This window comes from Glycomyces paridis (assembly GCF_004912155.1).
In the GTDB taxonomy this organism is placed as follows: Bacteria; Actinomycetota; Actinomycetes; order Mycobacteriales; family Micromonosporaceae; genus Glycomyces; species Glycomyces paridis.
Map to the genome: position 1 here is coordinate 46,644 of NZ_STGX01000011.1, position 12,564 is coordinate 59,207.

Below are 12,564 nucleotides of genomic sequence, written 5' to 3' on the forward strand. Positions count from 1 at the left end.
CACTAGGTCCAGGTCGGGGCCCATTTCCAGCCAGGAATGCCTAAAATAGGACAACCTATCCTAAGGGAGGACAACCTAAAGCACCGGGCAAATCCCGATAAGAGGGCTCAAGCCGCCGCCGGAACGGCATCGGTGAAATAGGTCTCGATCATGTCGACCAGGCGCTCATGGCAGGTGCCGCAGCTCGTGCCGGCGTCGCAGGCCTCGCCGATGGCCTCTTCGGTGCGCGCGCCCGCGCTGATGCAGTCACGGACTTCGCTCTCGTGGACCGCGTGGCAGATGCAGGCGTACACGCACCGACCTCCGGACTGGTTAGGCTCGACTAAAGAAGGTATGCCTAACCTACCTTCGGGCCGGGCCGCCCGCAACCCCCGTTCCGGTGGACCGCCCGCGCCCGTTCGGGCGACCCGCGACCCACCGGCCCGTACCGATCAGGACGCCAGTTCGCCGAGCACCTTCACCGCGTGCTCGATCCCCGCGTCGTCCACGTCGTAGTGCGTGAGCATCCGGCCCCAGTCGGGCCCGAGCACCGAGATCCGCACCCCCTGCTCGGCCGCCGCCGCGGCGAGGGCGGCGATCCCCGGCACGCGCACGATCACGATGTTCGTCTCCACCGCCGAGGCGTCGCAGAGCCCGAACGGCTCCAGCGAACGGGCCAGGTGCAGCGCGCGGGCGTGGTCCTCGGCGAGCCGGTCGATGTGGTGCGCGATCGCGTAGCGGCCCGCCGCGGCCAGGAAGCCCGCCTGGCGCATCCCCCCGCCCAGGCGCTTGCGGATGACGCGGGCGCGCTGGGCGCGCTCGGCGTCGGTGACCAGCAGCGAGCCGACCGGGGCGCCCAGGCCCTTGGAGAGGCACACCGAGACCGTGTCGAACAGGCGCCCGTACTCCTCGAAGGCGACGCCGGACGCGGCGTGGGCGTTCCAGATCCGGGCCCCGTCCAGGTGCAGCCCGAGGCCGTACTCGTCGGCCAGCGCCCGCAGCTCGCGCAGGGACTCGACGGGCTGGACGGTGCCGCCGCCGATGTTGTGGGTGTTCTCCACCGCGATCGCGCGGGTCACCGTCGCGTACGGGTTGGGCCGGTTGATGAGCGGCTCGATGAGCGGCACGTCGAGGCGCCCGCCGGGCGTGGACCAGGTGCGGGTGGTGATGCCGCCGAGCGCGGCCGCGGCGCCCATCTCGTAGTTGACCACGTGCGCCTTGACGTCGCACAGCAGCTCCTCACCGGGGCGCACCAAGAGCTGGAGGCCGATCTGGTTCGCCATCGAGCCGGTGGGTGTGAAGACCGCGGCCTCCTTGCCGAACAGGTCGGCGACCTCGGCTTCGAGGGCGTTCACGGTGGGGTCCTCGCCGTAGACGTCGTCGCCGACGTCGGCGGCCGTCATGGCTTGCAGCATGGCCGCGGTGGGCCGGGTCACGGTGTCGGAGCGCAGGTCGACGATCATGCTCCGACCTTAACGCGAAGCGCTTGCCGTGCGACTAGTAGGCGTCGGCGCCGTTGCCGATGCCGAGCACCGGGAGGTACATGCGCTCGCCGTCGGCGGTGAAGCCGTCGTAGACGATGTCGAAGAGGTCCTGGATGCCGAAGGCCCGCAGGGCGTCGACCATCATGTGGGCGGCCTGGCTGGTGGCGGTGCGGTCGGTCGAGTTGAAGCTGCGCGACCAGTTCGGCTGCGCGCCGCTGGGGGCGCGGAAGCCCATGCCCGGCAGGTTCGACAGGCCCGAGCGCCAGGCGCCGTTGACCGCGGCGCTGGCCTCCACGCGCAGTCCCCCGTCGACGAACGCGGCCACGTAGCGGGCCGACCAGTCGCCGGTGCGCAGCAGGACCGTCCCGGAGGTGTCGACCACGGGGACGTCGGCGGCCATGTCCGTCAGGAGCGAGGAGAGGCGCTCGGTGAACTCGCCGATGTCGGTGCAGTTGGGCTCGGGCGGGTGCTGGGAGGCGCGGGCGTAGGCGGCCCAGCCGGACACGTCGCCCTTGCCGACGGCGTGGGCCTCCAGCTGCTCGAACAGCTCGGGCGAGAGCAGGCGCAGGGTGACGCCGCCGTGGAAGCGGCGCAGGTGCAGCTCGAAGAGCAGGCCGTCGCGGTACCAGCGGACCCACGGGCCGCCGTCGCCGCCGCGCACCTCGGGGGCGCCGAGCTCGTTCATCATGGTGCGCAGGACTTCGCGGAAGATGAGCGTGCGGTGGTTCTCGCCCTGGCGGCCGCGCTCGGCAGAGCGCAGGACCATGACCTCGATGGAGTAGAAGTCGGCGCGGCCGGTGACGGGGGTCTGGGGCGGGATGGAGTCGGCGATGGCGTTGCCGGTGTCGTAGCCGGTCTCGGCGCGCCACATGCCGATGTCGACCTCGGCGGAGCGGACCTGCCAGCCGAGGTCGGTCATGCCGCGCTGGAGGTCGGCCTTGTTCCAGCGGCCGAAGTCCGTCTTTCTGGCACGGCGGAGCAGGTCGACGAGCTGCGCTTCACTGATCCGATGTGTGCCGAGCATCCGGTACCGTGCCAATCCGTCCGTAGATGGGGCTGCGGGCCTGACGCCCGGCGTGCCACTGCGGTTAGGGTAGCCTTGCCTTCCGTAACGGGTTGAGAGGTAAGGGTCGGGAGTTGTCCGATACTGTGCGGCAAGACACGCTCGTCAGCCTACTAGGCGGCAGGCGCGGCGCCTTCGACGCCACCGCCCCGCTGGTGGTGTTCATCCTCACCTGGCTGCTGACCGGCGACTCGATCGCCTGGGCCGCAGGGGCCTCGGTGGCGTCGGCGGCCCTCATCGCCGCCGTCCGCCTCGCCCGCCGCGAGCAGCCCCGCGCGGTCGTCCTGGGCCTCCTCAGCGTCGCCGTCGCGGCCGCCCTCGTCCTCTACACCGGACGCGCCCAGGACATCCTCCTCCCCCGCATCGCCGTCAACGCCGCCAGCGCCCTCGTCTGGGCCGGCTTCATCGTCTTCCGCCGCCCCCTCCTCGGCCTCATCGTCGGCGGCCTCCTCGGCCAGCGCACCCGCTGGCGCCTCGACCCCGACCTCCTCCGCGCCTACTCCGCCGCCTCCTGGGCCTGGGTCGCCATGTACGCCCTCCGCGTCGCCGTCCTCACCCCGTTCTGGAACAGCGACTCCGACGACCTCGCCGTGGTCGGCGGAGGCGTGGCCCAGATCCTCCTCTCCTGGCCCCTCCTCGTCCTCTGCCTCGCCGTCAGCGGCTCCATCATCAAACTCGTCCTCCCCAAGGACCACCCCGGCCTGAGGCACCCGGTCCTCCTCGCAACCGAGGCCGAGCGAACCGCACCGTAGACCCCAAGCGCCCCAGCAAGTCTCGAATCCCTGTCGGAAAAGCGACACGCCGCGTTCCGATGCCGGGAATTTCCTTGTGTGTAGTTCACACTTAAGAACATGCCGGATCCCACACAGTCGAATGGATTCCTCACACAAGAGGAACTCGACCTCCTCCTGCCCGGCGCCCACCGGGTCAGGTATCCGGCCGGCACCGAACTGGTGCGGGAGGGGGACGCGTCGGACTTCGTCCTGTACCTCCGCCGCGGCCACGTGAAGGCGCTCACCGGCGACCCGAAGTCGATCGTCTACATCTGCAAGCCCGGCGGGATCATCGGCGAGATCGCGGCGATCCGCGGCGTACCCCGCACCGCGGACATGGTCGCGATGAACGAAGTCGAGGCCGACCTCATCCCCGGGGACATGTGGTGGGAGTTCGTCCTGACGAACAGGCGCGTCACCGAAGCCGTGATGCGGCACCTGGCCGCGCGAATCATCGCCAAGGAGATCCCGCGAAACGAGTCGGTGACCAGCAGCGAGAACAAGATCGCCAAAGGCCTGCTGCGACTGGTGGACGCAGGAATCGGTGAAGAGGCGTCGGACGGCCTGCACATATCGGGGGTCACACAACGGGACCTGGGATCGATCAGCGGCCTGTCCCGCGAGTCGGCGTCGGCGGTCCTCGGCCGGCTCCGCGCCGACGGCGTCCTCACGACAGGGCGCGGCAACCTCACCATCCACGACCTGAAGGCGATCGAGACCCTGTCGAAGCGCGACCGACCGCCGTTAAGGCGGTGACCGCCATGCTCCCCGTCGAATGGGGTCCGGCGGCGATGTTCGCACTCGTCGCGACTCCCCTCACCATCGTGCTGCGCGCCTGGATCAGGCATCGCAGCGACATGTTCCGCGAGCGCGCGAAAACCGAACGCCAGCGACTCGCCCTGAGAAGTACCGTGCCCGCCGAGCGCCCGGACATCCTGCGCGCGCTGCGAGACCTGGATTCGCCACCCGACCGCGGCGAGGAATGAGCCGCGGACACATTTGCCCGAAAGCATTGGAAAGGTCCCGCCGTGGCGGATGCCCGCAGGATGACTCATGACGGCGCCCAACTCATCGGATTGGTCTGGAGACTGGTCAGGGAAGGCGTCTTCAACCGGGACGATTTCGTGATCACTGGAAGCGCCCGAATGCTCGCGACCGGACATCGAAGACGGCTCTCGGACATCGACATCGTGGCCCGCGGCGAAACCTGGAGGCGGACCGTGGAGCTGGTGCGGTTCGGCCAGGGTTACACCGAGCGAACGGCGATAAGCGGGGCGAAGGTGGTCCGGCTCTGCGAAGGCATGGTGGAGGTCTGCGACCACTGGTTCATGCCCGAATCCGACACTGACGAACTCATCGACCGCGCTGACGACATCGAGGGATTGCGGTACATGTCGCTTCAGGACCTGAAGGCGTACAAGGAGCACCTCGACCGTCCGAAGGACCGCATCGACCTCGCCCTGCTCGAACGCAGGACCCGGCCCGCCGCCGCAACCCTGCCGACCTGCGCGCTCCCGGAGCGAGGCAATCAGCTCGTAGGAGTCTGAGCGGCGCAACTCGACCCCAAAATCCCGACACTTTCTGCGATACTGTTCGGAGGCAACGGGATCCATGGAGGTCAACATAGAGCAGGCGCATTCGAAGACCGTTGAGACGGCACTTCACGAGATCCATCGGCAGGCCGACGGCTCCCGACACATGATCTCCAACGCCGATACGAAGGCGTCGCTCCTGGCAGCAGGAACTACGCCGCTCGCTGGGCTCCTACTCGCGGCGCCTTCGTTAACGGGTTCGTCGGACACCGCCAGCACCCTTGCATGGGCTGGCGCAACCTTCATGTTGGCAGGCATCGGATGTCTGGGAGCGGTGGTTTGGCCTCGCCTGCCAGCTGGTGACACCGGCATTCGCGCGAGTGCCAACCAGCCCCCCGAGGTGGTTGCGCAGAGGATCCTCAAAAACTACGGCGACTCAAAAATGCTCCTGGCGGCCAGCGCTAAAGAGCTCAGCGTGCTGTCGACGCTCGCTCTCATAAAGTTCAAACGGTTGCGAGCGGCCATGGTGTGCTTCGCGATCGCCGCCGTGCTCATGCTGGCGACCGCGATCGCGTTCGCGCTCTCCGGCTGAGGGGAGATCGGTGTTCAGGGTTGAGTGGGTGCATCCCGGGGTCAGGGCTGCGGAAGAGGCCGAGGAGCTGTTCGAGGACTTCATGACCTCGTATGCGGCTGGTGGACCGTGTGAGTTCACGACGCTTTACTGGGCCGCGAGGGCTCTGGAGAATTCGTATGTCGTGGGCAGGATCTCGGGGTTTCCCTCCGGCGAGGTGGAGTTGTGGGACTCGGACGTCGTCGACATGCTCATGTCGGTCGAACAGGCGCTGGAAGCGTTGCGGTCCTGCGGGGACGGGCGGTTGGAGTTGTACTGCCAGAGCGCGGGAAAGGACATCGTGGTGCTCGGCGGCGCGGAGGAGGTCGAGTTGTATCTCGTACCGAGCTTCGAGCTGCTCGGCGTTGAGGGGGAGAGTTTGCGCGAGCGGCTGAGCAGGTCTGGCTTTCCGCGTGTTAGTTGCGGGCGTGAGTATCTCATCGATCATCTCGGCGAGGTCTGTAGCAAATTCGCTCGGGCCGCCGTCGCCGTCGATCCCCGGTTGGCGGGGCATGAGCCGGTTCGGCGGTGGCTGGTGGGGGTTGGCGGGATGGAATAGGATTTCGCGTTGTAAGTGATGGCGCGAGGTTATGGCGGTGGTGGAATGGTCCGGGAGGCTGCCGCCGAGGCGTCGGGGGTTGGGACTGCGGCGGGTGGGGCGTCGTTGTTGAACGTGCCCAATGGGATCACGCTGGTACGGACGCTGGCGGGGGTCGTGCTGGCGGTACTGGCGATCGTTGAGGCGAGTGTGCCGCTGGCGGTCGCGGCGTATGTCGTGTACTGGGTCGGGGACATGCTGGATGGGCTGTCGGCGCGGCTGCTCGGGCAGGAGACGCGGCTCGGGGCGGTGTTCGACATCATCTCGGATCGGGCGTGCACGTCGCTGTGCGCGGGAGCGCTGCTGGTGCTGCGGCCCGACATGGCGGTGCCGCTGGGGATCTTCCTGGTGCAGTTCATGGTCGTGGACACGATGCTGAGTCTGGCGTTCCTGTACTGGCCCGTGGTGAGCCCGAACTATTTCTATGAGGTCCACCGCGGGGTGTACCGGTGGAACTGGTCGCCGCCCGCCAAGGCGCTCAACACGGGCGGGCTCGTGGTGCTGGTGCTCGTCTCGCCCACGCCGCTGTGGCCCGCGGCGCTGGCGGTGGCGGTGCTTGTGGTCAAGGTGGCCTCGCTCGTGGCGGTGGCGAAGATACTTCCGGCGGAGCCGGAGCGCGGGTGATCGCCGCGTACCTGGCCACGTGCCTGACGGGGCTGGTGTCGGCGTTCCTGCCGGTGACGCCGGTGGAGCCGTACCTCGTGGGCCTGGTGGCCGCTACCGGTTACGGGGCGCTGGGGCTGGGGGTCGCGGCGGCGGTCGGTCAGACGGCGGGCAAGACCGTGATCTTCCTGGGCGCCCGCGGGGCGTTCAGGTCCGAGCGGCTGCGAGCGTGGATCGCCAAGGCGACAAGGCATCGCGAGAAGAACGCGGTCGCCGCGGGCGGCGCGGCGCCGCCGGACAGGCCGGTGCGGCGGCGCGCGGCACGGGTCCTCAAGCCCGTGGGAGCGGCGGCGAGGCGGCTCACGGTGCTGCTGGACCGGCCCGCGCTGGTGGTGCCGATCCTGTTCCTCAGCGCGATGACGGGGCTGCCGCCGCTGCTGGCGACCAGCGTCTACATCGCGGGAACGCGGATCAGCACGCCCGTGTTCGCGGTGGTGTGCCTGGCGGGCCGGTCGGTGCGGTTCGTGGCGATCGCCTACGCGCCGCAGCTCTTCCTCGACTGAACGGACGCCCCCTAGCGCTCCTTGATGACGGCGCTCTCCCCCGGGCCGAGCGTTCGCGAGGAGTCCCAGGGTTCGCCGGTGAGGAGGTCGGTGCCCTTGGCGGGCACGGGGACCGTGTCGTCGGTGTGGTTGATGGCGAAGACGTATGAGCGGCCGTCCTCGTGGCTGCGGCGCACGAGTTCGAGGCCTTCGGCGCCGCCGTCGAAGTCGGGGGCGAGGCCGAGGCGGTCGAAGAGGGGGTCGAGGTCGACCGGGCGGGTGGAGAGGTACCAGACCTCGCCGCGGCCGAGGCGGCGGCGGAAGAGCGCGGGGGTGCCCGGGTAGTCGGCGAAGGAGGCCTGGACTTCGGCGTCGAGGGCGTGGGCGACCTCGGTCCAGGTCCGGCCCTCGGTGCCGTCGTCCAGGGCCACCGTGGCGCCCTTGGCGACCGGGACGAACTCTTCGACGCGGACGCCGATGAGGTCGCGGAGCGCGCCGGGGAGGCCGGGGTGGACGTGGTCGTTGCCGTCCACGATGCCCGAGTAGGGCCCGACGACGAGGGTGCCGCCGTTCTCGACGTAGGCGCGGAGGTTCGCGTCGGTGTCGAGCAGGTACAGGTGCGGGGCGAAGACGTACTCGTAGCCGTCGAGGTCCCAGGCGGGGTCGGCGAGGTCGGCGGTGACGCCGCGGTGCCACAGGGCCGAGTGCCAGCGCCGCAGTTCGGGGTAGGTGTCCATGTCGGCGGAGGGCTGGCCGGGGGTCTGCGCGGCCCAGACGGACTCGAAGTCGAGGAGGATCGCGGCACGGGAGTCCACGGTGGAGCCCTTGACTTCGGCGATGCGCTTGAGGCGGTCGCCGAACTCGACGATCTCGCGCCAGACCTTGGAGTCGGTGCCGCCGTGCGGGAGCATTGCCGAGTGGTAGCGCTCGGCGCCGTAGCGGGAGGCGCGCCACTGGAAGAACATGGCGCCCTCGGAGCCGCGGGCGACGTAGGAGAGGGAGTGGCGCAGCTGGTCGCCGGGCTTCTTGGCGAAGTAGCCGCGGCGCCAGGCCGAGGAGTTCGAGGACTGCTCCATGAGGAGCCAGGGGCTGCCGCCGGCGAGGCCGCGGGAGGCGTCGGCGCCGAAGGCGACCTGCGCGGGCCAGGGGATGGGCCCTTCGGGGATGAGGTAGTGGTCGGTGGCGACGAGGCGGCGCGGGCCGGTGACGTGGGGGCCCCAGCGGTGGTAGTCGACGGCGGCGAAGTCGCCGGAGACCATGAGGTTGGTGGTGATGGGCTTGTCGGGGCTGTGGCGTTCGATCGCTTCGGCTTCGGAGCGGAAGAGGTTCAGGAGGGCGTCGGAGCAGAAGCGGCGCCAGTCGAGGACGAGGCCGGGGCTGGGGGTCTCGGCGCACAGGCGCGGGGGCAGGACCTGGGACCAGTCGGTGTAGGTCTGGGACCAGAAGGTGGTGCCCCAAGCGTCGTTGAGGCCGTCGAGGTCGCCGTGGCGCTCGGCGAGCCAGGTCTGAAAGGCGGCGGCGGAGGCGTCGCAGTGGCAGGACCGGTAGTACTCGTTGCCGACGTGCCACATGGCGAGCGCGGGGTGGTCGGCGTAGCGCTCGGCGAGGCGGCCGGCCATCTCCACGACTGCCGCTTGGTAGGCGGGGGCGCTGGGGCAGTATTCGGCGCGGGCGCCGTAGTGGAGGCGGTGGCCTTCGGCGTCGACGGGGAGGGACTCGGGGTGGGCCTGGGAGAACCAGGGCGGCGGGGAGGCGGTGGCGGTGGCGAGGTCGGCGCGCACGCCGCCGGCGGCGAGGTGGTCCATGACGTCGTCGAGGCGGGCGAAGTCCCAGACGCCGGGGGCGGGGTTGATGCCGGCCCAGGCGAAGATGTTGACGCTGACGAGGTTGACCCCGGCTTCGCGCATGAGGCGCAGGTCCTCGTCCCAGACCTCGCGGGGCCACTGCTCGGGGTTGTAGTCGCCGCCGTAGGCGAGGCCGTCGACTTGCGGGATGATGTCGGCGTTCCGGTTGATGTGCACCGAGGGTCCTTCACTGTCGTTCGCGGCGGTGTGGTCGGCGGGGCTTGGTGGTGCGTCGGGTGCCGGCCGGCCGCGCCGTGACAGCGCTTGCCGACCGGGCCCTCAGGATTCTGCCCCGACGATTCCCTGCAAGTCAAGCTCTTCGTGCCTGACGCAGCGCACGGCGTGGCCCGCGTCGGAGTCCGGACCGCGTTCGAGGGCGATGGCGCCGGTGTCGCACCGGCCCTCTTCGGCGTGGCGGCAGCGGCGGGCGAAGGCGCAGCCCGGCGGCGGGTCGGTCGGGTCGGGCAGCTCGTCGGGCAGGAGGATCCGCCCGCCCCGGCCGCGCAGCGCGGGGTCGGGGATCGGCACGGCCGACATGAGCGCCTCGGTGTAGGGGTGGCGCGGGCGCTCGTAGAGGTCGGCGGTGTCGGCGAGTTCGACGATGCGCCCGAAGTACATGACGGCGACGCGGTCGGCGAGGTTCTCGACCACCGACAGGTCGTGCGAGATGAACAGGTACGTCAGGCCGTACTCGCCCTGGAGTTCCCTGAGCAGGTTGAGGATCTGGGCGCGCACGGACACGTCGAGGGCGCTCACCGGCTCGTCGGCGACCACCAGGCGCGGGCCGACGATGAGCGCCCGCGCGATGTTGACGCGCTGGCGCTGCCCGCCGGAGAACGCGTGCGGGTAGCGGTCCATGTAGTCGGGGCTCAGGCCCACGCGCCGCATCATCTCGGCGATGCGGTCCTCCAGTTCGGAGCCGCGCGCCTCGCCGGTGGCGACGAGCGGGTCGCCGATGATCTGCCGCAGCGTGAACCGCGGGTTCAACGACGAGAACGGGTCCTGGAAGACCATGCGGATCTGGCGCCGGTACGGGGCCCGCTCGCGCCCGTTCATGGCCGTGAGGTCGGCGCCGTCGAACAGGACCGAGCCGCTCGTGGCCTTCTGGGCGCCCACGATGGTGCGCCCGAGGGTGGTCTTGCCGCAGCCGGACTCCCCCACGAGCGCGAGCGTCTCCCCCGGCCGCAGGGCCAGGTCGACGCCGGTGACTGCGTGGTTCTCCATCGTGGTGCGCCCGAGCAGGTTGCGGCGCACCGGGAAGCGGACGTGGAGGTCGCGGACTTCGAGCAGCGGCGGGGCGCCGCGCTGGGCGGGGATCTGCGGTTCGGTCACGCCGTGGCTCCTTCGGTGTCCTCAGAGGGCGCGTACAGCACGCACTCGGCCGTCCGGCCGCCGCCGAAGTCGACTTCGGGCGGGTCGTCGAGGTCGCAGCGTCCGGCGATCGCCTCGGCGCAGCGGGGGTGGAACGAGCACCCGGTGGGCCGGTGCAGCGGATTGGGCACCGCACCCGGGATGGTCGGGAGGTCCCGGCCCCGGTCGCGGCCGAGCACCGGGACGGAGGCGAGCAGCGCCTTCGTGTAGGGGTGCTTGGGATCGGCGAAGAGCTCCTCGACGCCCGCGCGCTCGACCACGCGGCCGAGGTACATGACGGCCACCTCGTCGGCGAGCTCGGCCACGACGCCCAGGTCGTGGGTGATGAACATGACCGCCATCCCGTGCTCGGCCTGGAGCGAGCGGATGAGGTCGAGGATGCGCGCCTGGGTGGTGACGTCGAGCGCGGTGGTCGGCTCGTCGGCGATGAGCAGGGACGGGTTGGCGCACAGGGCGATCGCGATCATGGCGCGCTGGCACATGCCGCCGGAGAGCTGGAAGGGGTAGGCGTCGACCCGCCGGTGCGGGTCGGGGATGCCGACGGAGTCGAGCAGTTCGATCGCCTTGGCGCGAGCGGCCTTCTTCGAGAGGTCGGTGTGGATGCGCAGGGTCTCTATGAGCTGCGCGCCGATGGTGCGCAGCGGCAGCAGGGACGCGGCGGGCTCCTGGAAGATCATGCCGATCTCGCCGCCGCGCAGGCGTCCGAGACGCTTGTCCTTGGGGTCGAGGGCGAGGATGTCGAAGGACTCGCCGGTGCCGTCGAGCTCGTGGCCGTTCCAGGCGATGGTCCCCGACTCGATCCGCCCCGGGTCCTCGACCAGGCGCAGGATCGAGCGGGCCGTCACGGACTTGCCGCAGCCGGACTCGCCGACGACGCAGAGCGTCTTGCCCGCGTGGACGGCGAGGTCGACGCCGTCGACGGCGCGGACCTTCCCGTCGTAGGTGTCGAAGCTCGTGCGCAGCCCCGAGATCTCCAGCAGTGGTCGTGCGTGCTCCATTGCCCCCACCTAGTGCTTGTACGGGTCGGCGGCGTCGCGGAGGCCGTCGCCGACGAAGTTGAACGCGAGGACCACGAGCACCACGCAGAGGCCCGGGATGAGCAGCCACGGCGCTCCGGAGAGGACGCTCCACTTGCTGGCGTCCTGGAGCTGCACGCCCCACGAGACGGCCGGCGCGCGCAGGCCCATGCCCAGCCACGACAGCGCCGTCTCGGCGAGGATCATGCCCGGGATCGACAGCGACAGCGCGGCGATGACGTGCGAGGAGAACGACGGGAGCATGTGCCGGAACATGATCCGCCCGTGGCTGGACCCGTCGAGGCGCGCCGAGGTCACGAACTCCTCCGAGCGCAGCGCCAGGAACCGGCCCCGCACCTCTCTGGCGAGCCCCGTCCACGCGACGAGCGCGAGGATCGTGGTGATGATGAAGTACCGGGCGACCGGCCCCATGTCGGGCGGCAGCGCGGCGGCGAGGCCGAGCCACAGCGGGATCGACGGGACGGACATGATCAGCTCGATGACGCGCTGCACCGCGTTGTCGGTGACCCCGCCGAAGTAGCCCGAGACCGCGCCGAGCACGATGCCGAGCAGGAACGCCACCAGCACGCCGATGATGCCGACCGAGGCCGAGACGCGCGTGGCGTACACGAGCTGGCTCAGCAGGTCCTGGCCGTCGGTCGTCGTCCCGAACAGGTACATCGGGTCGTCCATGTCCTTGGGGCCGATGAGGTGCCGGTCCATCGGGATGAGCCCGAAGAGCTCGTACTCCTCGCCCTTGACGAACAGGCCCACCTCGACGCGGTCGGCCGGGTCGGGCTCGTACGTGATGCGCAGCGAGCGCGGGTCCTGCTCGGAGGTGTAGCCGTCGACGTGCAGCCCCCACTGGAAGCCGTCCGGCCCGTCGGTGTCCCACAGCTTCAGCACCTGCGGCGGGGCCGTGGTGTACTCCGAGTCGCGGTGGCGGTCGCCGAAGGGGGCGACGAACTCGCACAGGGCGATGACGATGAGCATCCCCGCGAGCAGCCAGGCCGAGACGAGCGCCAGCCGGTGCTTCTTGAAGGCCCACCACACGAGCGTGCGCTGGGAGGCGCGGGTGCGCCGCTCCTCGCCGCCGGTCGCGGGCGCGACGCCCTCGGGGTCGTTCACGGGCGCGGACTTCATGGACAT

Annotated in this window: 15 protein-coding genes; 8 read left to right on the forward strand and 7 right to left on the reverse strand. The window is 70.2% G+C overall.

The genetic code is table 11. From position 1 onward, the window contains the following. Positions 1–107: 107 nt before the first annotated feature. The 3 genes from E9998_RS15275 to E9998_RS25400 form a co-directional block, all read right to left on the reverse strand. Complete coding sequence (locus tag E9998_RS15275) at positions 108–293, reverse strand: (2Fe-2S)-binding protein (RefSeq protein WP_136530568.1); 186 nt, start codon at positions 291–293, stop codon at positions 108–110. 138 nt (positions 294–431) lie between these two features. Then, on the reverse strand, positions 432–1,442 hold the full coding sequence (locus E9998_RS15280) for a threonine aldolase family protein (RefSeq protein ID WP_136530569.1): 1,011 nt from the start codon (positions 1,440–1,442) through the stop codon (positions 432–434). 34 nt (positions 1,443–1,476) lie between these two features. Then, the gene (locus E9998_RS25400) at positions 1,477–2,487 is read right to left on the reverse strand and encodes a TY-Chap domain-containing protein (protein ID WP_158299824.1); all 1,011 of its coding nucleotides are present in this window, start codon (positions 2,485–2,487) and stop codon (positions 1,477–1,479) included. A gap of 113 nt (positions 2,488–2,600) precedes the next feature. On the opposite strand from E9998_RS25400, the gene E9998_RS15290 reads away from it, so the two are divergent. The 8 genes from E9998_RS15290 (at position 2,601) to E9998_RS15330 (ending at position 7,205) form a co-directional block, all read left to right on the forward strand. Further along, positions 2,601–3,278, forward strand: a complete 678-nt coding sequence (locus E9998_RS15290) for a DUF3159 domain-containing protein (protein WP_136530570.1) — start codon at positions 2,601–2,603, stop codon at positions 3,276–3,278. A gap of 99 nt (positions 3,279–3,377) precedes the next feature. After that, positions 3,378–4,055, forward strand: a complete 678-nt coding sequence (locus E9998_RS15295; RefSeq protein ID WP_136530571.1) for a Crp/Fnr family transcriptional regulator — start codon at positions 3,378–3,380, stop codon at positions 4,053–4,055. Then, complete coding sequence (locus E9998_RS15300) at positions 4,052–4,285, forward strand: hypothetical protein (protein WP_136530572.1); 234 nt, start codon at positions 4,052–4,054, stop codon at positions 4,283–4,285. Before E9998_RS15295 ends, E9998_RS15300 begins: the two co-directional genes overlap by 4 nt. Positions 4,286–4,327: 42 nt before the next feature. After that, positions 4,328–4,846 (forward strand): hypothetical protein, encoded by a 519-nt coding sequence (locus tag E9998_RS15305; protein WP_136530573.1) that lies wholly within the window; start codon positions 4,328–4,330, stop codon positions 4,844–4,846. Between the two features lie 64 nt (positions 4,847–4,910). Continuing rightward, positions 4,911–5,423: a Pycsar system effector family protein gene (locus E9998_RS15310; protein ID WP_136530574.1), complete on the forward strand. Its 513-nt coding sequence runs from the start codon at positions 4,911–4,913 to the stop codon at positions 5,421–5,423. A gap of 10 nt (positions 5,424–5,433) precedes the next feature. Continuing rightward, a complete protein-coding gene (locus E9998_RS15315; RefSeq protein WP_136530575.1) occupies positions 5,434–6,000 on the forward strand; it encodes a hypothetical protein in 567 nt (188 codons plus the stop codon). A gap of 105 nt (positions 6,001–6,105) precedes the next feature. Further along, positions 6,106–6,663, forward strand: coding sequence for a CDP-alcohol phosphatidyltransferase family protein (locus tag E9998_RS15325; protein WP_136530576.1), 558 nt, complete (start codon positions 6,106–6,108; stop codon positions 6,661–6,663). After that, complete coding sequence (locus E9998_RS15330) at positions 6,660–7,205, forward strand: hypothetical protein (protein WP_136530577.1); 546 nt, start codon at positions 6,660–6,662, stop codon at positions 7,203–7,205. The genes E9998_RS15325 and E9998_RS15330 overlap by 4 nt, the downstream gene beginning before the upstream one ends. 11 nt (positions 7,206–7,216) lie before the next feature. Here E9998_RS15330 and E9998_RS15335 read toward each other — a convergent pair whose 3' ends face one another. From E9998_RS15335 to E9998_RS15345, 4 genes are all read right to left on the reverse strand, one after another. Next, positions 7,217–9,205: a beta-galactosidase gene (locus tag E9998_RS15335; protein ID WP_204745463.1), complete on the reverse strand. Its 1,989-nt coding sequence runs from the start codon at positions 9,203–9,205 to the stop codon at positions 7,217–7,219. A gap of 102 nt (positions 9,206–9,307) precedes the next feature. Further along, positions 9,308–10,360 carry an ABC transporter ATP-binding protein gene (locus E9998_RS25895; protein WP_204745464.1) on the reverse strand — a complete coding sequence of 351 codons (1,053 nt, stop codon included), beginning with the start codon at positions 10,358–10,360 and terminating at the stop codon, positions 9,308–9,310. Next, complete coding sequence (locus tag E9998_RS25900; protein ID WP_204745465.1) at positions 10,357–11,397, reverse strand: ABC transporter ATP-binding protein; 1,041 nt, start codon at positions 11,395–11,397, stop codon at positions 10,357–10,359. Before E9998_RS25900 ends, E9998_RS25895 begins: the two co-directional genes overlap by 4 nt. 9 nt (positions 11,398–11,406) lie before the next feature. Next, on the reverse strand, positions 11,407–12,564 hold the full coding sequence (locus E9998_RS15345) for an ABC transporter permease (protein ID WP_136530578.1): 1,158 nt from the start codon (positions 12,562–12,564) through the stop codon (positions 11,407–11,409).